This is a genomic window from Priestia aryabhattai B8W22 (assembly GCF_000956595.1).
Taxonomy (GTDB): domain Bacteria; phylum Bacillota; class Bacilli; order Bacillales; family Bacillaceae_H; genus Priestia; species Priestia aryabhattai.
Genome location: NZ_JYOO01000012.1, coordinates 1 through 26405, shown reverse-complemented (window position 1 = coordinate 26405; position 26405 = coordinate 1). Strand labels below are relative to the sequence as shown.

At 39.5% G+C, this 26405-nt stretch carries 26 protein-coding genes, 2 pseudogenes and 1 other annotated feature; of the genes and pseudogenes, 20 read left to right on the top strand and 8 right to left on the bottom strand.

The features are described from left to right. Nucleotides 1-95 precede the first annotated feature (95 nt). Together N178_RS11200 and N178_RS11195 are read right to left on the bottom strand one after the other, a co-directional pair. Nucleotides 96-662: a DUF6434 domain-containing protein gene (locus tag N178_RS11200; RefSeq protein WP_045292210.1), complete on the bottom strand. Its 567-nt coding sequence runs from the start codon at nt 660-662 to the stop codon at nt 96-98. Between the two features lie 46 nt (nt 663-708). Beyond that, a complete protein-coding gene (locus tag N178_RS11195) occupies nt 709-1197 on the bottom strand; it encodes a DinB family protein (protein ID WP_014459715.1) in 489 nt (162 codons plus the stop codon). Between the two features lie 149 nt (nt 1198-1346). Between N178_RS11195 and N178_RS11190 the strand changes: the two genes are divergently transcribed. The 5 genes from N178_RS11190 to N178_RS11170 all read left to right on the top strand — a co-directional run bounded on the left by N178_RS11190 (nt 1347) and on the right by N178_RS11170 (nt 6593). Further along, on the top strand, nt 1347-2276 hold the full coding sequence (locus N178_RS11190) for an ADP-ribosylglycohydrolase family protein (RefSeq protein ID WP_045292209.1): 930 nt from the start codon (nt 1347-1349) through the stop codon (nt 2274-2276). A gap of 51 nt (nt 2277-2327) precedes the next feature. Continuing rightward, entirely contained in the window at nt 2328-2834 is a 507-nt protein-coding gene (locus tag N178_RS11185; RefSeq protein ID WP_193377152.1) for a hypothetical protein, read from the top strand. A gap of 181 nt (nt 2835-3015) precedes the next feature. After that, nucleotides 3016-3924, top strand: a complete 909-nt coding sequence (locus N178_RS11180; protein WP_045292207.1) for a phosphotransferase — start codon at nt 3016-3018, stop codon at nt 3922-3924. Between the two features lie 79 nt (nt 3925-4003). Continuing rightward, nucleotides 4004-5716 (top strand): TcaA NTF2-like domain-containing protein, encoded by a 1713-nt coding sequence (locus N178_RS11175; protein ID WP_045292206.1) that lies wholly within the window; start codon nt 4004-4006, stop codon nt 5714-5716. A 205-nt stretch (nt 5717-5921) separates the two neighbouring features. Further along, on the top strand, nt 5922-6593 hold the full coding sequence (locus tag N178_RS11170; RefSeq protein WP_337588880.1) for a hypothetical protein: 672 nt from the start codon (nt 5922-5924) through the stop codon (nt 6591-6593). Between the two features lie 146 nt (nt 6594-6739). Here N178_RS11170 and N178_RS11165 read toward each other — a convergent pair whose 3' ends face one another. Next, nucleotides 6740-7699 (bottom strand): patatin-like phospholipase family protein, encoded by a 960-nt coding sequence (locus N178_RS11165; RefSeq protein ID WP_152640844.1) that lies wholly within the window; start codon nt 7697-7699, stop codon nt 6740-6742. 531 nt (nt 7700-8230) lie between these two features. On the opposite strand from N178_RS11165, the gene N178_RS11155 reads away from it, so the two are divergent. Continuing rightward, nucleotides 8231-9580: an FAD-binding oxidoreductase gene (locus tag N178_RS11155; RefSeq protein WP_045292200.1), complete on the top strand. Its 1350-nt coding sequence runs from the start codon at nt 8231-8233 to the stop codon at nt 9578-9580. A gap of 218 nt (nt 9581-9798) precedes the next feature. Further along, nucleotides 9799-10040: a binding site (T-box leader), on the top strand. A 52-nt stretch (nt 10041-10092) separates the two neighbouring features. Beyond that, nucleotides 10093-13191 (top strand): isoleucine--tRNA ligase, encoded by a 3099-nt coding sequence (gene ileS / locus N178_RS11150; protein WP_045292199.1) that lies wholly within the window; start codon nt 10093-10095, stop codon nt 13189-13191. 42 nt (nt 13192-13233) lie between these two features. Here ileS and N178_RS11145 read toward each other — a convergent pair whose 3' ends face one another. Further along, nucleotides 13234-13737: an immunoglobulin-like domain-containing protein gene (locus N178_RS11145; protein WP_045292198.1), complete on the bottom strand. Its 504-nt coding sequence runs from the start codon at nt 13735-13737 to the stop codon at nt 13234-13236. Between the two features lie 106 nt (nt 13738-13843). Between N178_RS11145 and N178_RS11140 the strand changes: the two genes are divergently transcribed. The 3 genes from N178_RS11140 (at nt 13844) to N178_RS11130 (ending at nt 15518) form a co-directional block, all read left to right on the top strand. Then, the gene (locus tag N178_RS11140) at nt 13844-14551 is read left to right on the top strand and encodes a Type 1 glutamine amidotransferase-like domain-containing protein (RefSeq protein WP_045292197.1); all 708 of its coding nucleotides are present in this window, start codon (nt 13844-13846) and stop codon (nt 14549-14551) included. Between the two features lie 84 nt (nt 14552-14635). Further along, nucleotides 14636-15220, top strand: a complete 585-nt coding sequence (locus tag N178_RS11135; protein ID WP_045292195.1) for a hypothetical protein — start codon at nt 14636-14638, stop codon at nt 15218-15220. 64 nt (nt 15221-15284) lie between these two features. Next, entirely contained in the window at nt 15285-15518 is a 234-nt protein-coding gene (locus tag N178_RS11130) for a hypothetical protein (protein ID WP_045292194.1), read from the top strand. Between the two features lie 53 nt (nt 15519-15571). On the opposite strand, the gene N178_RS11125 is transcribed toward N178_RS11130, so the two are convergent. After that, nucleotides 15572-16237, bottom strand: coding sequence for a cupin domain-containing protein (locus N178_RS11125; protein WP_045292192.1), 666 nt, complete (start codon nt 16235-16237; stop codon nt 15572-15574). A 228-nt stretch (nt 16238-16465) separates the two neighbouring features. Between N178_RS11125 and N178_RS11120 the strand changes: the two genes are divergently transcribed. From N178_RS11120 to N178_RS11095, 7 genes and pseudogenes are all read left to right on the top strand, one after another. Beyond that, the gene (locus N178_RS11120) at nt 16466-17296 is read left to right on the top strand and encodes a hypothetical protein (protein WP_045292190.1); all 831 of its coding nucleotides are present in this window, start codon (nt 16466-16468) and stop codon (nt 17294-17296) included. 139 nt (nt 17297-17435) lie between these two features. Further along, entirely contained in the window at nt 17436-18320 is an 885-nt protein-coding gene (locus N178_RS11115; protein WP_045292188.1) for a superoxide dismutase, read from the top strand. A 521-nt stretch (nt 18321-18841) separates the two neighbouring features. Then, nucleotides 18842-19399 (top strand): 3D domain-containing protein, encoded by a 558-nt coding sequence (locus tag N178_RS11110; protein WP_045292183.1) that lies wholly within the window; start codon nt 18842-18844, stop codon nt 19397-19399. Nucleotides 19400-19679: 280 nt separating this feature from the next. Further along, nucleotides 19680-21167 carry a DHA2 family efflux MFS transporter permease subunit gene (locus N178_RS11105; RefSeq protein WP_028413037.1) on the top strand — a complete coding sequence of 496 codons (1488 nt, stop codon included), beginning with the start codon at nt 19680-19682 and terminating at the stop codon, nt 21165-21167. Between the two features lie 58 nt (nt 21168-21225). Further along, nucleotides 21226-21648 (top strand): annotated as a pseudogene (locus tag N178_RS25905) (acetyl-CoA hydrolase/transferase C-terminal domain-containing protein); the annotation flags it as partial. A 120-nt stretch (nt 21649-21768) separates the two neighbouring features. Beyond that, entirely contained in the window at nt 21769-22731 is a 963-nt protein-coding gene (locus N178_RS11100) for a quinone oxidoreductase family protein (protein WP_045292181.1), read from the top strand. Between the two features lie 104 nt (nt 22732-22835). Then, a pseudogene (locus N178_RS11095) lies at nt 22836-23605 on the top strand (SDR family oxidoreductase). 22 nt (nt 23606-23627) lie between these two features. On the opposite strand, the gene N178_RS11090 reads toward N178_RS11095, so the two are convergent. Further along, a complete protein-coding gene (locus N178_RS11090; protein ID WP_045292179.1) occupies nt 23628-24410 on the bottom strand; it encodes an SDR family oxidoreductase in 783 nt (260 codons plus the stop codon). A gap of 308 nt (nt 24411-24718) precedes the next feature. Between N178_RS11090 and N178_RS11085 the strand changes: the two genes are divergently transcribed. Together N178_RS11085 and N178_RS11080 are read left to right on the top strand one after the other, a co-directional pair. Then, on the top strand, nt 24719-24916 hold the full coding sequence (locus N178_RS11085) for a hypothetical protein (RefSeq protein WP_014459743.1): 198 nt from the start codon (nt 24719-24721) through the stop codon (nt 24914-24916). A gap of 142 nt (nt 24917-25058) precedes the next feature. Beyond that, nucleotides 25059-25331: a hypothetical protein gene (locus N178_RS11080; RefSeq protein WP_045292176.1), complete on the top strand. Its 273-nt coding sequence runs from the start codon at nt 25059-25061 to the stop codon at nt 25329-25331. Between the two features lie 29 nt (nt 25332-25360). On the opposite strand, the gene N178_RS11075 is transcribed toward N178_RS11080, so the two are convergent. Next, nucleotides 25361-25597, bottom strand: coding sequence for a hypothetical protein (locus N178_RS11075; protein WP_013057410.1), 237 nt, complete (start codon nt 25595-25597; stop codon nt 25361-25363). Nucleotides 25598-25863: 266 nt separating this feature from the next. Here N178_RS11075 and yjcZ point away from each other — a divergent pair, with 266 nt between their 5' ends. Further along, entirely contained in the window at nt 25864-26001 is a 138-nt protein-coding gene (gene yjcZ / locus N178_RS11070) for a sporulation protein YjcZ (RefSeq protein WP_013057409.1), read from the top strand. Nucleotides 26002-26197: 196 nt separating this feature from the next. Here yjcZ and N178_RS11065 read toward each other — a convergent pair whose 3' ends face one another. Beyond that, nucleotides 26198-26398 carry a cold-shock protein gene (locus N178_RS11065; protein WP_013057408.1) on the bottom strand — a complete coding sequence of 67 codons (201 nt, stop codon included), beginning with the start codon at nt 26396-26398 and terminating at the stop codon, nt 26198-26200. Nucleotides 26399-26405: the final 7 nt, after the last annotated feature.

Here is a 26405-nt window from a genome sequence, read left to right as displayed (position 1 = left end):
ACAGTACATGTGTATGTGAAGAAATCTACAGGCGTGCACAAACACCACCTTTTCTTGAGGTGGTGTTTTAATGGTCTTTATATGTAGAGTTTGATTTAAGAGCGGTATTGATTGCTTCCAGGCTGAAGTTTCAAATGCTTCCACGCCGCAATTGCATCATCGCGGCTTTTTCCTTTGTTTTTCGAATCGTTAAAAAAATCGCGAATAAAGCGGTTGTACTCAAACTGAGGCGCAATTTCTTTTTGATAAGAAGGCTGCTTTTTTCGTTTTTCTTCTTCATGCCACGCTTTTACCACATCTCGATAGGTTTTCCCTACATTTTCTTTAAAGTAGTTTTGAATATAAGTGGAAAAATGAAACGTAGGATGAATGGCTTCTTTAAAAAAAGCCCGTACTTCTTGACTGCAGCGGTGATTTTCCCCAATGACGGTATCTAATGTTAGCGGCGATTTCGTTTTAGAGGACGAGCGTCTTTTAGAAGGTGCTCCTGAGTGTTGAGTGTCACCGGTTGTTAAAAACACTTCAATTCTTTTTGAAAGTTCCATTTTAGATCCAGACGGGCTCATGTTGTTTTCTCGGCAAAATTGCTGCAGCTCGGTTTTGAGCCAGTAAAAATCGGTAAAGTCTTTGATGGGTAAATCTTTTGTAAGTTCAGGTCTCATCGTTTTTACCTCCATATATTTACTGTAGAACATTTGTTCTTGTTGGTCAATTGTTTTTAGAGAAGTACGAAGGAATGTCTTTTATGTTTCTTCCTACATAGTGAGAAGAAATAGGCTGTTTATTCACCTCTCTTGCCCAAATAGAAAGCTGGCCGATGTGATGGATTTCATGAATGATGATGTGATGCAAAATGTCGGCTTCCGTGTAAGAAGTAGAATCCCAAGGGACTGTTACGTACCTTTTGTTGGAAAAATTCAAATGACTTAGAAAGTCGGCAATTTCGGGTCTATGTGCGGAAGAGAGTGCTTGAAGCTTTTCGAGCGTATCGTGTTCTTCAAAAGAAAGAACGATATCTGGTTTACCTTGGATGGCGCGTATCCAGCTGTCTTCCACATCAATAATATGAAACAGAGTTTGTAAAATGCTGCCCGTTCCTCCAGTCCGCTTCTTCAACAGTTCTTCTCTAGAAAGTTGATAACACCAGCTAAACCATTCATCTCTCACTTGCCAATTATATTCAAAAAAATGAATCATCTACCACACCTCACATGTTTTTTTACCTCTTACTAAATTAGATTAAGGCTTGTAAATTCCTTTGTAAAAAGAAGAAAAAACGTCTAGGCAAGAGATCTCTTGCAAATTCTAAAATCAAACAATTACAATAATAGAAAGGAGCTGATCACATGACGCTACATAAAAAAGTACTTTCTACAATTCTAGGAGGAGCTGTCGGAGACGCTTTAGGCGTTCCAGTTGAGTTTAAAAAACGCGATACATTTCGGATCACAACTATGACAGGCTACGGTACATACAACCAGCCTAAAGGAACGTGGTCAGATGATACGTCTTTAACGATGTGCTTGATTGATAATCTACTAGAAAAACAAGATGAATATGATTTGATGCAAAAGTTTAAGAACTATTGGTCGGATGGCTACTGGACGCCGTACGAAGAAATGTTTGATATAGGCATCGCCACAAGCGAAGCGATTCACCGCTATAAAAGCGGGCTTCCTAAAGAAGAGTGGGGAGGAAGCGCTGAATACGACAACGGAAACGGAGCGCTTATGCGTATTGCTCCGCTTGCGTTTACACTATGTGATGAACCTAGCTTTACAAAAAGAAAAGAAGAAATAGAAAGAATTGCTCACGTCACGCACCGCCATGTGCGCTCTACGCTTGGCTGCATTATATACGTGGAGCTGCTTATTTGTCTTCTTGACGGCAACGAGCCTTTTGAAGCATATGAAAAAGCGGTAAACCTTTGTCAAAAGCAGTTAACAGGTACGGAGTATGAAGCAGAGTTTTCTGCGTATGAACGAGTGTTAAACCTAAGCTTGCCGCACGCAGCAAGAAAGGAAATTTGTTCAACCGGATACGTCGTCAGCTCGCTAGAAGCATCTCTTTGGTCTTTTCTGCAAAGTGATGACTACAAAGAATCTGTACTTACTGCTGTGAATTTAGGAGAAGACACGGACACAATAGGCTTTATTACGGGTACTATGGCAGGAGTATATTATGAGCTGGAGGGCATTCCTGAAGAGTGGGTTTGTCAGCTTGCTAAAAAAGAAGAGTTAGAGAAGGCTTGTAAGAAGTTTGCGGATATATGTTAATGGATAATAAAAATTACTCAAAAGTTCGGAGGAGGTAAAGTGAAGTTTTGTATGGATTTTGGCGATACCAATTTTATTGGAGTGGCAAACGCAAAAGAGTACCAATCATTTGTCGATGAGGATTGGGAGCTAGACCAGCTTCTGAACCACTTCGGCAGTGAAATGAAAAAGAGAAATATCCTAGTATGTCAAATGACAGAAGAAGGAATTGAACACTCTTGGAACGTAGAGGTGAAGATTGGAACAGAGTGGGATATAGATACATACTTTAGGAAAGCAACAGGTTATATAAATGTAACCAATCATCAGCTTTATCTCGTAGATTATGACTGTCTTACGATGGCCGCCCAGTTTGAAGATCAGTTAGTGCCTGATGAAAACTGTTCTAAGTATAGAATTGATATTAAAAACGGTATGTACAAGGTCGAGCTTATTCAATTTTATAATGTTGACCAAGATGAGTATACAGGAAATGACCAAACGGATCTTTTATTGAACTTTATTAAGATGGAGCATGTTGAAGAAACAGTTGATCAGGTATTTTGGTGTACGTATTAAGTAGTAAACGTACCGTAGGCTATTAACTTAGAGGCGTAGTGTGCCGTTCTAAGGCATCCTATCTTATTTATATATTCACTGAAACCCTCTGGCTTTGCGTCAGAGGGTTTTTATGGTCAAAATCATTTATAATATACTTTTACATAACATACAAACTTCACGTTAAAGAAAGGTGATCACAGTGCCAAATGCATGGGATGCAGAACAGATCGTATCAGCACTGCTTGCCAAAACGCTAATCGAGACGCAGTTTCCAGAACTTGCGCCCGCTAAAGTTTCACTGCTTGGCTACGGCTTTGACAATACGGTTTATCAAGTAAACGACCGCTTTGTGTTTCGGTTTCCAAGAAGAGAACTCGCAGTAGGACTATTAAAAACAGAAAATCAGCTTTTACCAAGTCTTGCTTCTCAATTGCCTCTGTCGATTGCCGAACCCATTTTTTTCGGTAAGCCGAATGGAGGCTATCCTTGGCCTTTTACGGGCTATCACTACGTGCAAGGAACTCCGCCTGCAAGATTAACAGAAGAGGAACGTACGCAATCTGCTTCTGTACTAGCAAGGTTTCTTCGTACGCTGCATCACTATCCTCATTTAAAAGCCCAAGAGCTTGGCGTGCCGTTTGATGAGTTGAACCGACTTGATATGATGAAGCGAAAGCCGTCGTTAGAAAAGTATGTCAAGCAAATGAAAGAGCGTAGTCTTTATTCAAAACAAGAGATTCTTGAAGACTATGTAAATGACATACAAGAAATTCACTATCAAGAAAAACATGTACTAGTTCACGGAGATCTTCATATTAAAAACATGATTGTTGATCAAAACAATATGGTTTCAGGCATTATTGACTGGGGAGATGTTCATATTGGTCATTCGGCAGTTGACCTGGCGATTGCCTACAGCTTTTTACCTCCTAAAGGAAGAGCACGTTTTTTTAAAGAATACGGAGAAGTAGATGAAGAAACGCACAGACTGGCAAAATGGAAAGCCGTATTTACAACCGTAGTGTTTGTGGCACACAGCTACGATCAAGGAGACAAACAAACGTTAGAAGCGGCTCTAGAAAGCTTAAACCTGATTTTTCAAGAGTAATAAAACTGTAATAGAATTTCTGTTCAATTCCTGTATAGTTAAGAAAGGATAAAAATAAAAACAACAGGTGAAGCAAACGATGAATACAAGCCATTGGAATGAATCAGCAGCACATTTACTAGAAAGGTGGATACAGCTATATAAAGAAAAAACATTTCTTATTGGAGAAACGGAATCTTTAAACATGCTAAAAGAAGAAGTAGACGGGATGGATAAAGAAAAATTTCTCTCCATAGTAGAACGTCAGCTGCAGAAAGTGTATGACGAACTAGAAAAAGAACGTACAGAGTCTAACATAAGTCACATTGAATATACGATGTTGACGTTTCTTTCGAGCGGTTATCCAGAGTACATAAAAAAGCGTCAAAGCAATATGAAACAGCTCCAACAGTTAACAAGCATACATAGAAGTGTTACAGAGCTTTTCGGAAAAGAACTCATTTCTGAAGCGGATATGGTAGCGTTTAGAAACGACTTTTTTCAACTAACAGAAAAACACGCTAACACGTCATCATTAAAAAGAATCAAGGAAAGCTGGAATACGTATTTGTCGGCGTTCGTTGACTTTCAAAAAAAGCATGAACATGTAAAACAAGCGATAGCCACAGTACTCGGAGAAGACAAGAGCTTGAAGCAAGAATGGCATCAGCTAAGCAAAAACAAATTGGTGATCAAACAAAAAGCGACCGCCTTTCGCACAAAGCAGCATGAGCTAAATGAAAATATTCGAAAAGCTAAGAATTTACAAAAACAGTTACTCGAACTGCACTGGCCTGATGTTCGCAGCCAGTTTGAGGGACTACAAGAAAAAATGAGTAAGAGTCTTTCTAATGTATTAAAAGAAACGGAATGCAGTATAGAAGTTATTAGCCAAAACGATGCAAATGAACACGCCAAGTTAAAGCAATCACTTAGTGATCTACACACAGTTCATCAAGTTGATATTCATCAAACGTGGTTAGCGGCTTTTATTAAAAAATCACGACGATTTTTTAACGAACTGAGTGAAGATATAAAGGATAATAGGTGTCAGGAACTGTGGAATCGAATTTACGGCATGTATAAAGGAATAGCAGTAAACGAGTTTATTGTTACATACGAAGAATTTTTAGCACTTCAGCCGCTTAACAGTATAAAGAGCACGGAGATGCTAAAGCCATTAGCTCGGTTAAAGGTAGATATAGAACCTGTTACGCTGCCATCCTACGCAGACTTTCCCGTGCTCAAAAAGCAGCAATCATCAAGACGAACTTTTTCTATTTTAATAGGAGGCGCTATTGTTATGGTCTTATTGCTGACGATTGTATATATGAATCGTGATAATCAAACAGTAGAAACAAGCTCAAACATAAAAGCTACGGCCAGCACGCAGTCGTTAAAAAATGAACAGCCTAAGCCAGATGCTGTAAGCAAAACAGAGCTTGAAAACTTTTTTATCTCCTATAAAGCCGCTTACTTTTCAAGTTTAAACAGCGGGGACTTTAGTTCGATGGCGCCTTATATTGACTCGGGTCAGCCAGTTTATAAACAGCTAAAAAGCTATATCATATCACTCGCCGGAAAAAACGTATCGTTTGCTAACGATCAGTTTCTCGTGAAAAAGACAGAATCACATGACGACGGAACCTACGACATTTATACAAGCGAAGTATACACGTTCACTGATTCATATGACGCGAGCACGCAGTTTAAAAAAGAACGAATTTACCATGTGAAAACTGCTGGCAAAGACAAACTTCAAATTACTAAAATTGATACGTTAACAGATGAGCAGAAGCCGGTGGAAGAGTGAATGGTTTCTAAGAGATTATGAATAACCGCTAGTTCCTTTGGAGCTAGCGGTTGTTGTGGTTGGAGTGGGTTTTTCCTTTTTTTGTAGAGCGGTAGGAACTATTTGTGAGTCTTTCATTGATTATGTTCATGCTTCTTACAGTAGAAGTATGGTAGTATCGAACATGTATAAAATATAGGTCGTAACATAAGTAAAAGGAGGTGCTATGATGAAAAAACGCACAAAAATAGTTAGTGCAGTCATTGCTGGAGCTACTATTTTAATAGGAGGTATATGGATGGTAAATGAAACCCGTTATCCAAACGTCCCCGCTTTTAATGATCACTTTACACGAGAATTTTTAGAAAAAGATAAAAAAGTAGATGATGGATTTTATGAGTTTAAATCGAAGACAGGGCAGTATACGATGTGGTTTCCAGAGGAGTATCAGTTAATTCATGAAAATAAAGAAGACTATGCTATCAACGGTCAGTTTTATGAGCGATGGGTAGCTTCTTCCGAAAATTTCTTTAATAATAAAAATGAAATTTCATACATGAACGTAGAACTGGCAGAGAAGGTAAAAGAAAATGAGGAGGTAAATGTAGAGAGTCTGTTCAAAAAGAACCTACACGTGAATCAACCAAAAAAGATAGAAACAGCGCATATCAGTATATATTACGATTCAGCATATACATATTTTAAAGGAACTGAAGAAAAAGTTGTAAAGAACAATATTAAGTATGTTCCAAATACATACGTAGCATATATAGCAGATAAAAATACGAATAAAGTAATCGAACTTTATTACAAATACACTGGAGATCAGTTAACAGATAAACAAGGGGAAAAACAAGACAAGTTGATTGTGAAAATGCTGAAAAGTGTAAAGTTTTAATAGGGGAAACGAGCAAGAATAAAAAAGCACGATTATAATAACGAACGAATTGTCATGATCAGCTAAAATATAAGGGTTTATCTGAAAGAGGAATTTGTGTTGATAAAACAACAAATTCCGTATTTCAATACTCTTCTTAAAAAATATTAACATTTCCAGTTTTTTTCAATGAAATGAAACGCCGGTCGTAAATTTGTTTTATTAGCAATTGAAATAAGAGCGGGCACCACAGAAGGGTCGGTTTTAGAGAAATTAGGAATCCGCGGATTTAACCGGAAAAACTGATCGCCTAAAAGCTCAGAGCTAACCATTGATTCATAGTAGCTCGATCCACCAGAGATAATCTGAAGAAACGGCAGCAGTGGTTCATTAGGAGACCGGTCTAAAAGTACTCCCCAATTTGGCGGAAGGTCTTCCATATCTTCAGGTCGTATGTTATCGGCACTCACCATTCCCCATCCCTTTGTATCTCTCCTTAATTGGGTTGGTTGCTCACCTGTTCCAATGGATAATACGGCAATTTGATCTAACGGCTGCTTTGCTTTTCCCACTGCAAACGCGATACTAGCTGTACTGGTATTAGTTGCTACTGTATAACCATCTACGTAGTTTTGATAAGCTCTTTGCGTTGCAGGGGCAGCGCTGCTCCTAAGTATTACGTCACTCGCTTTTTCATTAAGATAAGGAGAACCTGGAAAGTTATGAAATAACACAGGATTCCAACGATTCAGCTCCGGTGAAAATAAGTGAAAGGATGGCACAACAATTCGTTTCTTTAAGTCTCTAAGGCGAAGGTCTCGGGGGAAAAACGTTCGTATGGCTTTAATAAAACCAGAATAGGGTAGTTGTTGGTTAAAAACAGGTCCGCCCGGTCGGGAAGCGCTGAACGCCGGTAAGATGTGATCTTTGAAAAACTGAAACGTCTCTTCTGGTGATCTTCCGCTTGCTAACGCAAGAGCAGTAAATGAACCAATTGAATTTCCTGAAAAAACATTGGTTTCACTAATTAACTTGGGGTTTTGATAAGCCAATCTATTCAAAAGTTGTAAACTTAAAGCACCTAAAGTACCGCCTCCATCAAAGGTCATAATCCGATATGTTGTCAAAGGTGATTTCTCCTTTCGAATTTCATGAGAGGTATCATTCTGTATATGTTTATTTTATGTGTTGTAGAGGTATGAATGTCTCTTTTGAGGATTCTTCAGGATTCAAGTTATGTAGGTAAGCATACGAGGAAAGGCTTCATTAAGTATATAAAAATATAACGAGAATAAGGATACATTTGATTAGCAGTGAGGGCATTTATTATGCACATAATTCGTTTATAATGGGTGATGAGAAAGTTATAAAGCACAAGCTTCAAAAAGGCTTGAAGGAAAATGTGTTAATCTTAAATAAAGATAATATAGGGTTAAAAAGTAATAATTTAATAGTTAATATGCTTATTATGGTACTGCAAAGAAGCAGGCTCATCTACAAAGCGAAAGTTACTACATTAAAAAAATTAGTATTCTGTCCAGAACCCCTCCAGTAAGTTTTCTACTCTCTGTTTCTTCCCTTTAAAGTGTGTGTCTTTTTTGAAGAAAATTCATAGGATATAGCATCTTATCTGTATGATGTGAGAAAGGGGTTATATCGTGGAGGAAACAAAGCTTACTGGACGAATCGTTACACCTGATGATGTGGAATATGATCAGGCTAGAACAAATAATAATTTAGGTGTGCCTAAATTTCCGAGAATAATTGTATTTTGTCAGAATACAAACGATGTAGTAAATGCATTGAAATGGGTAAAGGAAAATCATGTCCCATTTCGAATAAGAAGCGGTAGGCATAGCTATGAAAATTTTTCACTAGTAAACGGTGGATTAGTGATTGATGTTAGTGAAATGGATAGAATCACGTTCAACTCTAAAGACATGACAGCGAAAATAGAAGCAGGAGCTAATCTAGGGAAAGTATATAATGAATTATGGAAAAAAGGAACGACTATCCCTGCAGGAACGGAAAGCAGTGTTGGTCTTGTAGGCCTTGTGCTTGGCGGAGGGATTGGGATGTTATCAAGGTTGTTTGGGCTTACCTGTGATAATTTGCTTGAAGTTGAAATGGCCATAGTAAATGAACAGAGAGAAGTTGAACTCATTAAGGCAAATAAAAATCACAACAGTGATCTTTTTTGGGCTTGTTGTGGCGGCGGGGGCGGAAACTTTGGTATTGTTACGTCCCTTACATTCAAGGTGCAGCCTATCTCAAAGGTGTCAATCTTCTCAATTACATGGGAGTGGGAAGATTTTGAAGCTGCTTTTGATGCATGGCAGCACTGGGCCACCAATACTAATAAGCGCTTAACTTCGGAGATTGAGTTAAAATCGAAAGAAGCAAATCAGATTATCGCTCAAGGTGAGTTCGTTGGTTCATCATTCAAGTTAAAGGAACTTCTGCAGCCTTTAATAGATGTTGGGTGTCCTAAAAAAGTAGTAATAAAGGAAGTTTCATATATTGAAGCTGTACGATTTTTTGACGATCCGAGCGGAAACCAACCCGCCCCTCGAAAAAGGTCAGGCTCTTTTCTTAATAAACCTTTTCCAAAAGAGGCCATTTTAACAATGAAGCATTTTTTAGAAAATGCTCCGAATGAAAAATCTAGTATTTGGCACCAGTCTCTTGGAGGAGCAGTAGAGGAAGTTGGCTCTAATGAAACGGCCTTCTATTATAGAGATGCTGTTATCGCACAGGAGTACCTTGCTACATGGAGCCATCCTTCAGAAGAGAGAGCAAACATTCGCTGGATTGAAGAATTAAGAAATGCTTTATCGAGATATACAACTGGAGATTATGTGAGCTGGCCGGACCGGTTCATCAGAGATTGGCCAACAGCTTATTATGGAGAGAATTTTATAAAGCTTCGAGAAGTGAAACGAGCATATGATCCGTGCAATCTATTTCATTTCCCTCAAAGCATCCCGCCGTTTATTAACTGGTTTTAAAGAGTGTCTTTCAAGTCGGAGAGCCAAATAATACCCACCTTAAATGAGGTGGTTTTTTGTGTACATTGCCTTTTTCTAAGAGCGTGAAAAAGGCAGCAAACAGTGGTAAGCAGTTATTTTATCAATAGACGACTGCATTATAAGAAAAAACATATATAAATTTCATAAACATTGACATTCCCTTCCAAACCGCATACAATAGCTACTAATAAAAGCACACAAATTCGTTGAAGAGAATCAGTACGCTGCAAGTTTGTTCCACAGAGAGCTGGTGATAGCTGAAAGCCAGTGTTCAAGCCGCAGGGGAATATCCTCTCTGAGAAGTCAAACTGAACTATAAGTAAGTTTGAACGGTAGTCTACCGTTAAAAAGAACGCGTATGATTGTACGTTGCTGAGTGCTATTGATGAACGGATCAATAGAAGCCAGGGTGGTACCGCGGTTAAAACCCGTCCCTAGTCATAGGGACGGGTTTCTTTGTGTGCTTTTAACTTTAAAAGGAGTGGTATCACATGAAAGAAGTGAATGTAAGGGAGTCTTCGCAAGAGCGCGAACAGCGTATCCAGCAGCAGTGGCAAAAGGGAAATGTGTTTCACCAGTCGGTTCAAAAACGAGAAGGGCATCCTTCGTTTGTATTTTATGAAGGGCCTCCTACAGCAAACGGTCTTCCTCACGTAGGGCACGCGCTTGGCCGTACCATTAAAGACGTTGTGGCTCGTTATAAGACGATGACAGGGCATCAAGTGATCCGAAAAGCAGGCTGGGATACGCACGGACTTCCGGTTGAGCTCGGTGTTGAAAAGCAGCTCGGAATTTCAGGAAAGCATGATATTGAAAAATACGGCGTAGAAGCTTTTATTAACAAGTGTAAGGAAAGTGTGTTTGTGTATGAAAAGCAGTGGCGCACGTTCACGGAGCAGCTTGGCTATTGGGTTGATATGGAAGACCCTTACATCACCTTGGAGAATTCATACATTGAAAGTGTATGGAACGTGCTTGGCACGATTCATGATAAAGGACTTCTTTATAAAGGCCACCGCGTATCACCTTACTGCCCGAGCTGTCAAACGTCGCTGAGTTCGCATGAAGTGGCGCAAGGGTATAAAGATGTAAAAGATTTAACGGTAACGGTCAAATTTAAAGTGAAAAACCGCGATAATGAGTATTTTTTGGGCTGGACGACAACGCCTTGGACGCTTCCATCAAACGTGGCGCTTGCGGTGCATGAAGAGATGAGCTACGTTCGCGCCGAGCAAGGCGACAGCGTGTATATAGTGGCAGAAGCACTCGCAGACAAAGTGTTAAAAGGAGAATATAGCGTTTTATCTCATCATAAAGGAAATGAGTTAAAAGGAATGTCGTATGAGCCGCCGTTTGATTTTGTGAACGTTGAAAAAGGTCATGAAGTCGTGACGGCTGATTATGTAACGGACCAAAGCGGAACGGGCGTTGTTCATTTAGCACCTGCTTACGGTGAAGATGATTACAGAGTTGTAAAAGAAAACGGCTTTTCATTTGTGAACGTAGTGGATGAAAAAGGGCAGTACACATCTGAAGTGCCGCCGTTTCAAGGGCGTTTTGTAAAAGACTGCGACGTTGATATCGTTCGCTACTTAGCAAATCAAGACGTGCTGTATCATAAAGAAAAGCATGAGCATAGCTATCCGTTTTGCTGGAGATGTGACTCGCCGCTTCTTTATTACGCAAATGAAAGCTGGTTTATCCAAACGACGGCGTCAAAAGAACAATTTTTGAAAAATAATGAAAGCGTGAAGTGGTACCCGGATCATATCAAGCACGGTCGCTTTGGCAACTTTTTGGAAAATATGGTGGACTGGAACATCAGCAGAAAGCGCTACTGGGGAACGCCGCTGAACGTATGGGAATGCGGGGAATGTGCGCATCAAGTAGCTCCGAAAAGTATCAAAGAGCTTCAAAATCATGCGTCTCATTCCGTTGATGACAGCATTGAACTTCATAAGCCTTATGTAGATGACGTGCAGCTGACGTGTCCGGTCTGCAGCGGAGAAATGAAGCGAACGCCGGAAGTGATCGACGTTTGGTTTGACAGCGGGTCGATGCCGTTTGCGCAGTATCACTATCCGTTTGAAAATAATGAACTGTTCCAAAAACAGTTTCCAGCAGACGTTATCGCAGAAGGAATTGATCAAACGCGCGGCTGGTTTTACAGCTTGATGGCAGTTTCAACGCTCTTTACAGGAAAAGCACCGTATAAGCGCGTTTTGTCTCTTGGTCACGTCTTAGATGAAAACGGTCAAAAGATGTCTAAAAGTAAAGGAAATGCGCTAGACCCTGTTGATCTTATTCATACATTTGGTGCGGATGCGCTTAGATGGGCGCTTTTAGCAGACAGTGCACCTTGGAATCCGAAGAAATTTTCAGAGCGGGTCGTGCAAGAAGCGAAATCAAAAGTTATTGATACGCTTGTGAACGTGTACGGCTTTTACGTTCTGTACGCTAAGCTTGACGGCTATAACCCTGAGCAAACGTATGAATTGAAAAAAACAAAATTGGATGAATGGATTCTTTCACGTTTGCACAGCACGGTTAAGCGAGCAACAGCACATCTTGAAGATTACGGATTTACAAGTGCCGCTCGTGAAATCGCGGCATTTATTGAAGAGCTAAGCAACTGGTATGTACGACGTTCTCGCGATCGCTTTTGGTCAGAAGGGATGCACGGAGAAAAAGCAGCGGCTTACGATACGCTTCATGAAGTGTTAGTGATGCTTAGTCAGCTGTTGGCACCGTTTACGCCGTTTGTTGCGGATGATGTTCATGAAAATCTAACAGGGAAAAGCGTTCATTTAGCAGACTATCCTGCATGTGATCAAACGAAAGTGAACGAAAAGCTGGAAAAAGAAATGGCAGCGGTGCTTCAAGTAGTGGAACTAGGCCGAAGCATCCGAAATACGCATTCGTTAAAAGTAAAGCAGCCTTTGCAGAGTCTTTCACTTGTGGTAACGGAAGAAGATGTAGAGTGGGAAGCGTACCATGATGTCATCAAAGATGAGCTTAATGTAAAGAACTTTAACGTGGAGCAAGACGACGACAAACTTGTTTCTTATGTATTAAAACTTGATTTTAAACAGGCGGGACCGAAGTTTGGAAAACAAGTAAATGAGGTCAATCAAGCATTAAAGAACCTTTCAGAAGAGCAAGGAAAAGAGTTTGTTGAACAAGGCAAGCTGAGTGTTACGCTTGCTTCAGGAGAAAACTTAACGCTTGAAACGGCAGACGTACTTGTTGAAAAAGTGCCAAAAGAAGGTTTTGCAGTTGCATCAAACGGCATGTATACTGCGGTGTTGGATACGGCGTTAACCGAAGAACTCGTGCAGGAAGGAGTCGCTCGTGAAGTAATTCGAGCGGTTCAAGACTATCGTAAAAAGCTGGATTTACCCGTGAATTTACGTATTGATTTGGAGCTTAGCGGAGACGAAGAAGTGAAGGAAGCCGTTGCGAAGTTTGAAACGCTGCTTCAAGAAAATCTTCTGCTGCACAGTCTCAGTGTGAAAGAAGCCATCAAAAACGGAGAGACGGTAAAAGTCGGAACAAAGCAAGTTACGCTTCGCGTTTTAAATCAGAGCTGATAAAAAGCACTTACCTCATAGCAGGTAAGTGCTTTTTTACCTTTAATCAAACTGTCCGAGAACATTTTTAAGACTCGGCCAAACGATTTCAAAAGGAGCCGCTAGTACATACTCTTTTCCGTTTTCATCTTTAAAGTGTTGAACAAAACGATATTTTCCTACTTTGTAGTTAGGAGTTGCGATATCTTGTTTGAATGATTTCCCTGGCTTTAGCGTGACAGTTTTATCAGGAAACTCCAATCCGTTTAGCACAACTTTGTACCACTTGCCGTCTTTTAAGTGATCCGCCGTATTTTCATAAGGAATTGTTAAGGTATGCGTCGAATTGTTTTGGATAACAAAAAAGCCAAACTGCGTTTTATCGTATTTTTCGCTTACAGCAGATAGCGTAATGACACCTCCGTCAGTGTTAATGGAAGAAGGAATGTTTTTTTCTTGTTTGGCTCCAAGTTCCATTTTTTGACCGTTATAATCGATATAGCCAAAAATACAAAACAAGATAATAAAAATGCCTAGTATTAGTATAAGTGTTCGTACTATTTTCAAAAGCTTTGCACCACCTTTTTCACTCTTCCATTATACGGAAAACTTCTTGTTTGAAATAGTATGAATTTACATTTTCTATATCACTTTTTTGAAAGGAATGATTGAAATGAGACAAATTATAGCCATGGGCGGCGGAGGTTTTTCGATGGAGCCGGATAACTTGCTGCTGGATCAATACATACTTTCACAAGCTCGTACAGATGTGCCGAAAATCTGTTTTATCCCTACAGCCAGCGGAGATGCGGATAATTATATAGAAAGGTTTTATGAAGCGTTTGAGAAGTTGATATGCACACCGTCTCATTTATCGCTGTTTTCTCAAAACTTTATGAATTTAAAAGCATATGTGATGCAGCACGACATTTTGTATGTAGGCGGCGGTAATACAAGGAATATGCTTTCTTTATGGAAAGAGTGGGGACTTGATACAATTTTAAAGGAAGCTTATAAAAAAGGAATAATTTTAGCAGGAATAAGCGCAGGTTCGATTTGCTGGTTTGAAGAAGGCGTCACTGATTCAATGAACAACAACCTGTCTAAAATCGACTGTTTAGGGTTTTTAACCGGCAGCAACTGTCCTCACTACGACGGAGAAAGCAATCGAAGACCTTCGTATCATGAGTTAATGGCAAGCGGAGAAATGAAAGAAGGCTATGCTGTAGATGATGGAGTCGCGCTGCATTTTAAAGATGAGAAGCTATCGGCATCAGTTAGCTCAAGACCAACAGCAAAAGCGTATGCTGTTAATCGAAAAGCGAGTAAAGTCATTGAGCATGAACTCCTGGTGACGTATTTAGGTGATGACAAGCAATAAATGGCCGCTTCCCATGTTTCTCTGTATAAAATGGAGATTATTCGTACATATATAAGCAGAGACTCTATATAGGAGGTTACTTCAGTGAGTTATGAACGATACTGGGGAAACATACATGAACAAAGCGATAAGCTGCAGAAGTTATTATCGTCGTATTGGCATCAGTATTCAGATTTTGGAAACTGGCAGTTTTGGGTGGTACTCGCTTCACTCGTTCTTCCTCTTGTGTTGTTGTATTTTACCGTAGACCGGACGAGGATCTTTGAGGTGTTTTTCTTCGGTTACACAGTGCATATGCTTTGGGCATATATTGATATTGCACTTGGGAGAAGCGGTCATTTAACGCACACGTTTTTCTTAACGCCGCTGCTTCCCAACGCAACGAATATTACCGCTTCTATTTTGCCAGTAGGCTTTCTGCTGCTTTATCAATATTGTACAAATCATCAAAAGAATTTTTATCTGTATACGATTCTGCTGAGCGCTGTTTTTTCGTTTGGACTGGCGCCTCTTGAACATCATTTTAAATTTATTGATTCAAGAAAAGGAATGAGTTTGTTTTATATTTTTCTTATTGATATAGGAATAACGCTAGTGGCGTACTGGGTTACAAGGCTGCTTGTAAAAGCAAAAGCCGCAGCCTATCGTAAAGCGGAAAAAGAAAGCTGAAAAAATGTTTCAAAATGAGTAGTTAAGGGTATACATACACTTAAGACAAATCGAGGTGAAAAAATTGTATTACTATCGCATTTCAGAAGGACAAGACGAAATGTACTCTGAGACAATTGTTGTCCATGAAGAACAGTTTGATCAAGGTACATTCGAAGAAATGGTAAAAGAAGCGATGATCGATAAGCCCGGCAAAATCGACCAGGTGGACATTGTGAAATATTTAATTGGACATTATCATTTCCAAGTTGCATATATTGAAGCAGCCTTTCATAGCACGTATATAGAAGAACAATAATGTTATGTATTCGTTAAGAAACCCCGTTGCATTGGCAGCGGGGTTTCTTGTCTCTACCAAGATCGATAGTGATAAGGGTTTTGAGGTTGATAATAAGAATTCTGAGACGGAGGATACGTATAAGGAGGAGTCTGGTGGTGAACGGGGCCTCCTTGTTTTTTCTTTTTATAGTGTTCTTTTTCTCCGCATTCGTCTGTTGGTCCAATTACGATGGTTTGATTTTTTAACGGAGCCAGCGTTTTCTTTAGCTGCTCTGGATCTAAGCAGTACGTGTGAGCAAGCACTTCAATAGGCGTCTTATTTAAAATATCAGATCCAAAAATGTATTCCGGATACGGAGCGTCAAAAATAGCGAGTAAATGTGTATTGTCTTCAGACGCAATCTCCCAGTGCCACCAGCCTTGAGGGATATTGGCTACTTGACCGGGAGTAATCGGAATATTTGTGACTTCGTTGTTAAACGGATTGATTAATGAAACGACGGCTGAGCCTGAAATACAGTAAACAAGCTCAGCGGCATTTTGATGATAGTGCGGTTCGACCACGCGGCTTTTGCTTAAGTAAATATCGAGTAACGATACGTTTCCAAGAGTATTTAGCACATCTCTTCCTAGCCGGTTAATATAGTTTTCATCATTGCGCGTATTGAGTCTGTTTTTGTTCACATCAGAAAAGTATTGTACGTTTGGATTATTGTAATCCATATAGGATGTTGGCATAAACATTCAGCTCCTATTTACAATTTTTAAGGTGATGTATCGTATGTAAGGAAGAAAAAATTGTGACAATAGCCCAGTAAAAAGAGAGGAAACCATCATTTTTTACCAAATTGTACAAACTCTTCTTTGTTTGTTTCATACACTGTAACAGGTTCTTTTTTTACAGAGCCATGATCAATGTCAGACGCATGAGACGGATCATTTTAAGGAAAGTGAGTTGCAGAGCTGTTGCTTGATCAATATGAAAAAATAAAGAGTACGTATGAAAAGCTGGATGAACTTCAGCTGCCGTTTGATAAGCCCATTTTAGTAGGAGTCGAGTGGAACGGAGTGCTGTTTGAGTTTTTGGTGAGATTAAAAAAAGAGTCTTCTCATTTGCTTGTGTTTGGTTCAGGAGGAGGAGCAAGTCAAGAAATGCCGGCAGGACCTCCGTATTTTCAGCGCCATTCGTGGATGAATGAATTTCAAGATTCAATTATTTACTATAACGATCCTACGCTTTATTTAGGAAAGGTGTCGCTTGCGTGGGGACAAGGGACAAGCGATCGTTTTTATTTAAAAGACATTGCGGTTTTAATTGAAAAGTTCATGAAAAAAGCACAGGTGAATTCGTCTAACGTATTGTTTTACGGATCTTCAGGCGGCGGCTTTATGTCAATGTTTTTAGCGGGGTACGTAAAAGGAGCAAAAGCGCTTGTCAATAATCCGCAGACGTGCTTGACCAAGTGGCTAAAAACACCGGTTCAACAGGTGTTTAATTTATCTTATCCTAACCTGACGGAAGAGGAAGTGATCGCCTCATACGGTGAGAGAATCAACGTAGTGAAGTTTTTTCGCCATATTAACTATGTGCCAAAGGTGTATTACTTGCAAAACGGGGCGTTTGAATACGATATGAACAATCACTTGCTGCCGTTTTTAACGGATTTGCAGGACATGCCAGACGACTGTGAAATCAATAATATAAAAGTGGAGCTCTATTATGACCCAAAGCTGAAGCATGCAGCTGTTAGTAAGCAAGAAACGATTGATTATGTGAATATGGCGAAGAAGATATAAGAAAAAAGGCAAGAGTTTATCCTTTAAGGAGCTCTTGCTTTTTTATGTCGAATTTTCTACCTCAATAGATACAAGTAGGAAGTTATGTTGCTTTTTCTTTTGAATATGATAGTGAAGATGAGGTGTAAGGAGGGGAAGTATGGCCGATCAAGATGAGAGAAAAAGATACTTGATGGAAGTTCAGACCTGGCTTGAACAAGTATGTGATCCTGTATTTGAAGAAGCCATTACAGAAGTAGATATAACGTCATATATAACGCGCACGCAAGAAGACGTTCTTGAATATTTAAGTGAAGAAGATGTCAACGAATATACGTTAGAAGAAATCAATAATGCAGTACGGCATATTGATAAAGTTTTAAAAGAGCGGCTTGGAGACGACGGCAGGGAGCGAGAATCGATAGCGCCAGGACAGCACGAGCTGCCGCCGCTTGGCTATAGCTATTCAGCTCTTGAACCGTATATTAACCGGGAAATTATGCGTCTTCATCACAGCAAGCACCATCAAAGCTATGTAGATGGATTAAATAAAGCAGAGCTCATGCTTCAGCAAGCCCGTAACACAAACAATTTTGACCTCATAAAACATTGGGAACGGGAAGCTTCTTTTCATGGCTCCGGTCATTACTTACACACAATCTTTTGGGAGATTATGAGTCCAGAAGGAGGAGGACGACCGAGACGACAGCTGCTGCAACAGCTTCAAAAAGACTTTGGCAGCTATGAGAAGTTTATGATGCACTTTTCTCAAGCCGCTAAAAAAGTAGAAGGTGTTGGCTGGGCCATCTTAGTGTGGTCGCCGCGTTCGCGAAAGCTTGAAGTTCTGCAAGCTGAGCGCCATCAGCTTCTCACGCAGTGGGATACGATTCCGCTGCTCGTATTAGACGTATGGGAACACGCGTATTATTTACAGTACAAAAATGAACGTGATCCGTACGTGGATAATTGGTGGAAAATCATTTACTGGCCGAATGTAGAAAAAAGATTTGAAGCAGCCAGGATGCTTCAGTGGCAGCCGTATTAACAAGTATTGCAGGTATCTTAATTCTAGATAAAAAGGCTATGATAAAAGCATTTTAGTTGAAGAAAGATCCGAACGGTGAATCCAACTCGTTCGGATTTTTTATTGTTATGACGATCGTGTATGTATGCGTTTCTAACTGTTGATTGGAGAGCAAGACGAAGACTCCTGCGGAAATTAACAGCGGTGTAAAAAGTAATTTATATTAAGCTCCTTTAACGCATTCATTTATTTTTAAATAAACTATGTTCTAAATAATTAATATAAAAATAAAATATAAGCCTCTAGAACCAGTGGAATGTTACAAATGAAATAATCCAATATAAATGTGCGTAAAAGCACCTTTATATGCCTAAATATGTATGTTTTTAAAATGTTAAGGTGATTAATTTACTAGTTTAAAAGGAAGAATTTTTATTTTTGCTGTAACTAAACTATCAAACTATTGACATGTTACTGAAATATAACTGTAATATTCATGTGTTATTTTTTATGTATTGGTAGATAAAGGGGAAATCAATTACATGAAAAAGACAATGATTACGTTCAGTTTAGTTCTAATGTCACTGTTCGGAGTGGCAAGTGGTGCATCAGCTGCAACAAATACATATACGGTAAAAAGCGGAGATTCGCTATACAAAATTGCAAAGACATATAAAATATCGGTTAGTCAGCTGAAACAGTGGAATAACTTAAAGTCAGACAGCATTCATCCGAAACAAGTATTAAAAGTATCTCAAGTAAAATCAAGCACGCCTGCTAAAGCAGCGCCTGCGAAGTCTTCAAACGTTGTGAAAGAATTTAAGGTAACAGCAACAGCGTACACAGCGAACTGCAAAGGCTGCAGCGGAAAAACGGCGATTGGAATCGATTTAAAAAAGAATCCAAATCAAAAAGTTATTTCTGTTGATCCAAAAGTGATTAAGCTTGGTTCAAAAGTATACGTAGAAGGTTATGGCACGGCAATCGCAGCTGATACAGGCGGCGCGATTAAAGGAAATAAAATTGATGTTCTTCTTCCTTCTCAAAAAGAAGCGTTAAAATGGGGAAGAAAAACGGTAAAAGTTCAAATCCTAAAATAAGTATTTCTTAAGGAAATGAGAGCCTTCGTTGAAAGGCTCTCATTTTTTTCTTCATTAAAGGGCATGCTACTTTATACATACTGATGGAAAAGTTTTACGAAAATGATCATATTTGTTGACAAATATTTCGGAAACGGATATATTTATCCGGTATATAATTAAGTTCATTAAATATTCGTGACATAAATTAATAGAATGAACACATAAAATATATTCTTAACCTGTTTGTCATCTGAAGATTTACATACAGATAATTTTAAAAGGGAAAGGTCTTGTTAAAATGAATACACAAACACAACAGTCCGATCAAGCCCGAACTCGGTCTATTTTTGGCGTAATGATAATGGGAGCGCTCGTCGCTTTTTTAAATCAAACGCTGATTAACATCGCGCTTCCGCAAATGATGGATCACTTCCATGTAACGGCGGCTACGGGCAACTGGTTAACGACCATCTTTATGTTAGTAAACGGAATCGTTATTCCAATTACAGCGTTTTTAATGAATCGATTTACGACAAGGCAGCTGTATATTACAGCAATGGGGCTGTTTACAGTAGGAACACTGCTTTGCGGTATCGCACCGACATTTTCCGTTATTTTAGTGGGACGCGTCGTGCAAGCAGCAGGAGCGGGAATTTTATTTCCGTTAATTACAAACGTTATTTTTACGTTATTCCCGCCTGACCGCCGCGGCTTTGCGATGGGGATTTTTGGGGTAGCAATGAACTTTGCACCGGCAGTAGGGCCGACGCTTTCTGGCTTAATTGTTGAGCACTACTCATGGCGCGTTTTATTCTTTATGATGTTTCCAATTGCACTTATTAACGTAATTGCGGCAATTATTTTAGTGAAAAACGTCACAGAAACAAGCCGACCAAAGCTAGATGTGCTTGGCGTTATTTTATCAACAATTGGATTTGGCGGCTTGCTGTATGCATTCGCTACGGGCGGTACAAAGGGCTGGACCAGCACTGAAGTATTAGCCATGTTCATTGTAGGCGGTATTTCGATTCTGTTCTTTATTTTCCGCCAGTTAAAAATCGATCAGCCGCTTCTTGAATTTCGTATTTTCCGTTACCGTATGTTCACGCTGACAACAATTATTAACGTAATTGTGACAATGGCAATGTTTTCAGGTATGATTTTAATGCCAATTTATATGCAAAACGTACGCGGCTTTTCACCATTTCTTTCAGGCTTGCTGCTACTTCCTGGGGGAATTGTAATGGGGATTATGTCTCCGATTACAGGACGGCTGTTTGATAAGTTCGGCGCAAGATGGCTTGCTGTTATTGGTTTAGCAATTACCGTTGTGACAACATATGAATTAACAAAGCTTGAAACAACCACAACATTTATGTATGTAATGATTGTCTATACTGTTCGTATGTTTGGGATGTCACTGCTTATGATGCCGATCTTTACAGCTGGATTAAATGAGCTTGCGCTTAGCTTAAATAAATACGGTACCGCGATGGTTAATACGCTTCGAATGGTTGCCGGAGCTGTAGGAATGGCGTTCTTTGTATCCATTATGATGAATCAAGGTGAAAAACACGTGAAAAATATCGTAACGAATCAGCAAATTTTGCCAACAGATAAAGGCAGTATGGCTGAAGCTGTGAATCAAGGTACAGCAATGGGTATTAACGATGCATTTATGATCGCAACGATTTTAAGTGTAATCGCGTTTGTTTTAGCCTTCTTTATTCGCAAAACATCACCAAAAGAAGATACCATTACAAATCGTGTGAAAAAAGCAAGCTAATAAAAAATCCGTGCCTTATATGGTACGGATTTTTTTTATGAGTTAAATTTATCTTTTTTACGGAAACGTCAATTCCACGCATGTGATGGGAACAAAAATGATGAACGGGATCGGAGGTTCAGGGGATTTTGCCCGAAATGCGCGCCTTGGTATTTTTGTAACAAAATCCATTGCTAAAAACGGTGATATTTCAAGCGTAGTGCCGTTTGTTTCACACGTTGATCATACGGGAACACGATGTGGATGTCATTGTAACAGAGCAAGGATATGCGGACTTACGCGGACTCGCTCCAAGAGAACGAGCAAAACGCATTATTGAAAATTGTGCCACCCAATGTATCGCGATCAGCTTATGGCGTATTACGAAGAAGCGCTCACGCGAGGCGGCCAAACACCGCACGTTCTTGAAAAAGCCTTTTCTTTTCATACGTCTTATCAAAAAAATGGAACAATGCGAGAAATTGTAGCGCAAACAAATTAAAAAAACGCTTTGTCTTCTTATGAGACAAAGCGTTTTTTTTGCTGAGTAAGAAACTTGTGTTTGTTATCTCGTTGAATTACGATGAAAGGGAATACATAAAGAAAACGAGGTAACTTATCTATGAAAGCATTAGTATTTGAAAGATTTGGAGGACCTGACGTTCTTCACTATCAAGATATACCGAACCCCTCTATTGGCCCAACAGACGTATTGGTAAGAACAAAAGCAATTGGACTTAACTTTGCGGATGTGTACCGAAGAAAAGGGAACTACCACTTAACCGGTACACCTCCGTATATTTTAGGATATGAAGGAGCAGGTGTGATAGAAGAAGTAGGAGCAGAAGTAAGTCATGTTAACGTAGGAGACCGTATTGCGTTTGCTGACGTTCCTTTTGCAAATGCAGAGCTTGTTGCCGTGCCACAAGATAAAATAATTGCTGTACCTGACGATATTTCGTTTGATGCAGCTGCTTCTGTACTTTTGCAAGGGTTAACGGCTCACTATTTAACACAAGACGGCTACAGCATTCAGCCCGGCGATTATGTGCTTGTTCACGCAGCTGCTGGAGGTGTAGGTCAGCTTTTAGTTCAAATTGCCAAGCTATTAGGCGGACAGGTCATTGGCTTAACGTCATCTTCTGAAAAAGCAAGAGCAGCGGCTCAGGCAGGCGCTGACTATGTTTTTTTATACGAAGATAACTGGGTGGAACAAGTGAAAGAAGTAACGAAGCGAGGAGCAGATGTTGCCTACGAATCTGTAGGGGTTACGCTAGAAAAAAGCTTTGAAGCCGTAAAAACAGGAGGAACCGTGGTGTTTTACGGAATGGCAGGAGGCGATCCGGCTCCAGTCGACCCGCGTATGCTGATGGATACCTCTAAAACGCTTACAGGCGGAGACTTATGGAACGTGCTTGTGTCATATGAAGAACGTAAAGTACGTTCACAGCAGCTGTTTGAGTGGATCAGTAAAGGTCAGCTTGTGCTAACCGATCCCGTGGTGTTTGATTTAAAAGACGGAGCAAAAGCACATGAGCTGCTTGAAAGCCGGAAAAGTACAGGGAAAATTTTGTTAAGACCGTAAAAGAAAAGCCCTTTCGTCAAGGGCTTTTTTCCGTTAGTAAAGGAGAAATCAAGGAGCTGTCTAATATATATAGTAGAGAAGTAGAGTAAAAGAGGTGAAGGTAGATGAAACATGCATTGATTACAGCGGGTCATAAAGGTATCGGTAAGAAGGTAACAGAACAGTTTTTAAAAAAGCAGTATTCCGTTACCGTCCATTTTCGAAGTGATAAAAATAAAGTGCGAGAACTGCAAGAAGAATGGCATCAATATAAAGACAACGTACAGTTTGTAGAAGGAGATATAACAAATAAAGCAGATATTGAACATGTCGTTACGCAGGCCAGGGAGCGGTTTGGACGTATTGACGTTTTAATTAATAATGCAGGTCCGTATGTATTTGAAAGAAAAAATTAATAGAATACGCAGACAGTGAATGGTATGAAATACTGGAAGGGAATTTAAGCTCCGTTTTTCATTTTGTAAAAGCTGTTGTTCCTATTATGAAAAAGCAGCAGTTTGGAAGAATTATTACATACGGTTTTCAAGATGTAGAGCATACCCCTGGATGGATGCACCGCGCGGCTTTTAGTGCCGCTAAGTCAGGGCTGGCTTCTCTGACCAAATCGCTTGCTCTAGAAGTAGCCGAATACGGGATTACGGCCAATATGGTCTGTCCCGGAGATATTGTAGGAGACATGAAAGAAAGTGATATTATAAAAGCAAGATTACTAGAAGACAAGGAAACGCCTGTGGGCCGATCAGGGACAGGAGAAGACATTGCGCGTATTATTGAGTTTCTTTGTGATGAAAACTCAGATATGATTACAGGCAGCATTATATCTGCTTCGGGCGGAGTAGATGTTGTTCATAAAAGTAAAAAAACAAGCCCCTGACGTTGATGCAGGGGCTTGTACGTTACAGCAGCGATTCTCCGCCGTCAATAAACATTTCACTTCCGGTAATATGTTTGGACGCGTCAGAAGCTAAAAAGAAAATTAAGTCTGCTACTTCTTCGGGCTTAGCCGAGCGTTTAGCAAGCGGCTGATTGCCATTTGGATATTCAATTGGAATCGCGACTTCTTTTAATTTGTCTTCTTGACGGAATGTATTGCTTTCAATATTTGTATCAACTGCTCCTGGACAAATGACGTTTACCCGTATTCCGTATGTAGAAAGTTCAAGAGCTGCCATTTTGCCGAAAGCCATTTGGCCAGCCTTTGAGGAACTGTATGCGCTCATGCCGATGTTTGAAAATGTACGGTTGCCGTTAATCGAGCTAGTAATAATAACGCTTCCTCCCTGAGCTTTTAAATAAGGAATAGAATGCTTCACGGTTAAAAAAGTACTTGTTAAATTTGTATCAATCGTTTTTGTCCAATCTTCTGGTGATAGTTCTTCAATAGAAGAAAACGTACCGTTGATGCCTGCGTTAATAGAAACAATATGTAATTGACTCCATAAGCTGCTAATCGTTTCGATACTCTCTTTTATACTTTCAGAGTCAGATACGTCTGTTTTAACGGCTATACACTCTCCGCCGCTTGCCATGATGGTCTCTTTTACTTCTTGTAATTTTTCTTCCTCTAAGTCTAAAAGAGCAACGCGCGCTCCTTGTTCAGCTAATGTGATGGCTGAAGCGCGTCCAATTCCAGATGCCGCTCCCGTCACAAGCGCAACTTTTCCAGTTAATGCAATCATTTGTAACCCCTCCATATAAAAATGTTGTTTCCTTTCTTTAACCTATAAGAAGGAAATAAAAACCTCTTTTAAACTATTTGTGTTTAAATTTGCTAAAAGATGCCAAAAGGAAAAGAGAAAACAGCGGCGAATTATTAATATGACGCCAGAACACGAAAAAGGCTAAGGTCAAATGAGCTTACTTGAGTAGCTAAAGATATACTCTGTCTTTTCAGAAGAATATTTATATAAAATTTTACATCAGAGGGACTTGCAAATCGTTCCTTGAAAGCTTACACTAGTAAAGCACAGAAAAAGGACGGTGTTTTATGAAGAAGAAAGATAATGTGATTCCATTCCCGCAAAGAAGGGAAGCAGCTGCTTATGTTCCCGCTTCTATTAGCTTAGATAAGGATATTGTGGAGTTTTTAGAAATTATGAATTTTGAAGATCGAAATGATTTTTTAAATGAAATGATTGATTCATTTTTTAAATATGTAAAAGGTGAAGAAGACGAAGTAAGATAAAAAGTAACGTAAAGACATCCAAAGAGATGTTTTTTATTTTGTGACCAATTGCTTAAAATGCATGCTTAAGCCTCGTATAGTTATTTATGGTATAGTATACATTAGATACTATCTAGCAGGTGCAAATGCGAGGAGTGATAAGATGAGTGGATTTAAAAAAGACATTCGTGCCGGATTTGAAGAACCACACTCACTAGAACAATTAAAGCATGAAATGGAGCAAAGCCTGTGGAATTTAAGAAAAGATTTGCGAAATGAAAATCGTTCGGAAACGGAAATGGAAATGATTAAAATTTCGCTGCTGTCACTATTTGAGGAGCAGGCCAATAATTTGAGCAAAACGGAGCTCTCTGATTACCTTGCAGACTATCACAAAAGAGTCGAGCAATTATTCGACAGGTATAGCTATAAATAAGACAAGCATCCTTGAGGGGATGCTTGTTTTTATTTGAGCAAAATTCGCTTGTATTCGTTGCGTTTCAGAGGTTTGGATACATATCCGTCAGCTTCTAGCTGATAAATAATGGTGGCAGCTGCATATACGCTAAAGGCATGATCAAGACCAAAGTAGTCTTGCAAAGCGGCGACGCTCACTTCCTCTTGAAAGATTTTACTGCGGTTCGATAAGACAATAGGGTAGACGTTTTTAACGATTTGCTTTGAAATTTCGAGTGTTAACATATTGAATCCCTCCTGTGTGAGTGTACATAACTAAAGGTATTCAGCGCATTGTACATTCATGAAAAAGGGAGCGATTACATTTTTAAAAGATAAAGAAAAGAGGAGTAAATGCCCATAAAATCAGATATTTTATCACTTTGTGGAACTTGTTTGAGAAGCTCAGTATTTTAGTGTATGACAAACATTTTCAAAAGTTCTATGGAATTATTAGGAGCAATTTAACTAAATTCACATATCTTAAAGTATAGCAAATGGAGGTGAAACACATGGGATACTACGGAGGTTACGGATACGGTTGTGGTTATGGCGGCGGTGGCTGCGGCGGCGGTTTCGCTTTAATCATTGTACTTTTCATCTTATTAATCATCATCGGCGCTTCTTGCTTCGGCGGCGGCTGGTGCTAATTATTAAAAAATGAGGACGATGCAACATCCACACTTTATTTCTTCAACTATTTCTTCCACAAAAGGTCTCTTCGGAATGAAGAGACTCTTTTAGTTTACTATTTATAATAACGTGTACAAACTACATGTTAAAAAAATTTATGCGTAGCTCTACATAAAAAAAAGACTCTGACTGAAATCAGAGTCTTTTTACTACTTATGCTTTTTGAACGTTAGCAGCTTGAGGTCCGCGTTGACCTTCTTCAACGTCGAATGTTACAGCTTGACCTTCGTCTAAAGATTTGAATCCTTCGCTTTGGATTGCTGAGAAATGTACGAATACATCGTCGCCGTTTTCGCGCTCGATAAATCCGAAACCTTTTTCTGCATTAAACCATTTTACTGTACCTTTTTCCATGAATGTT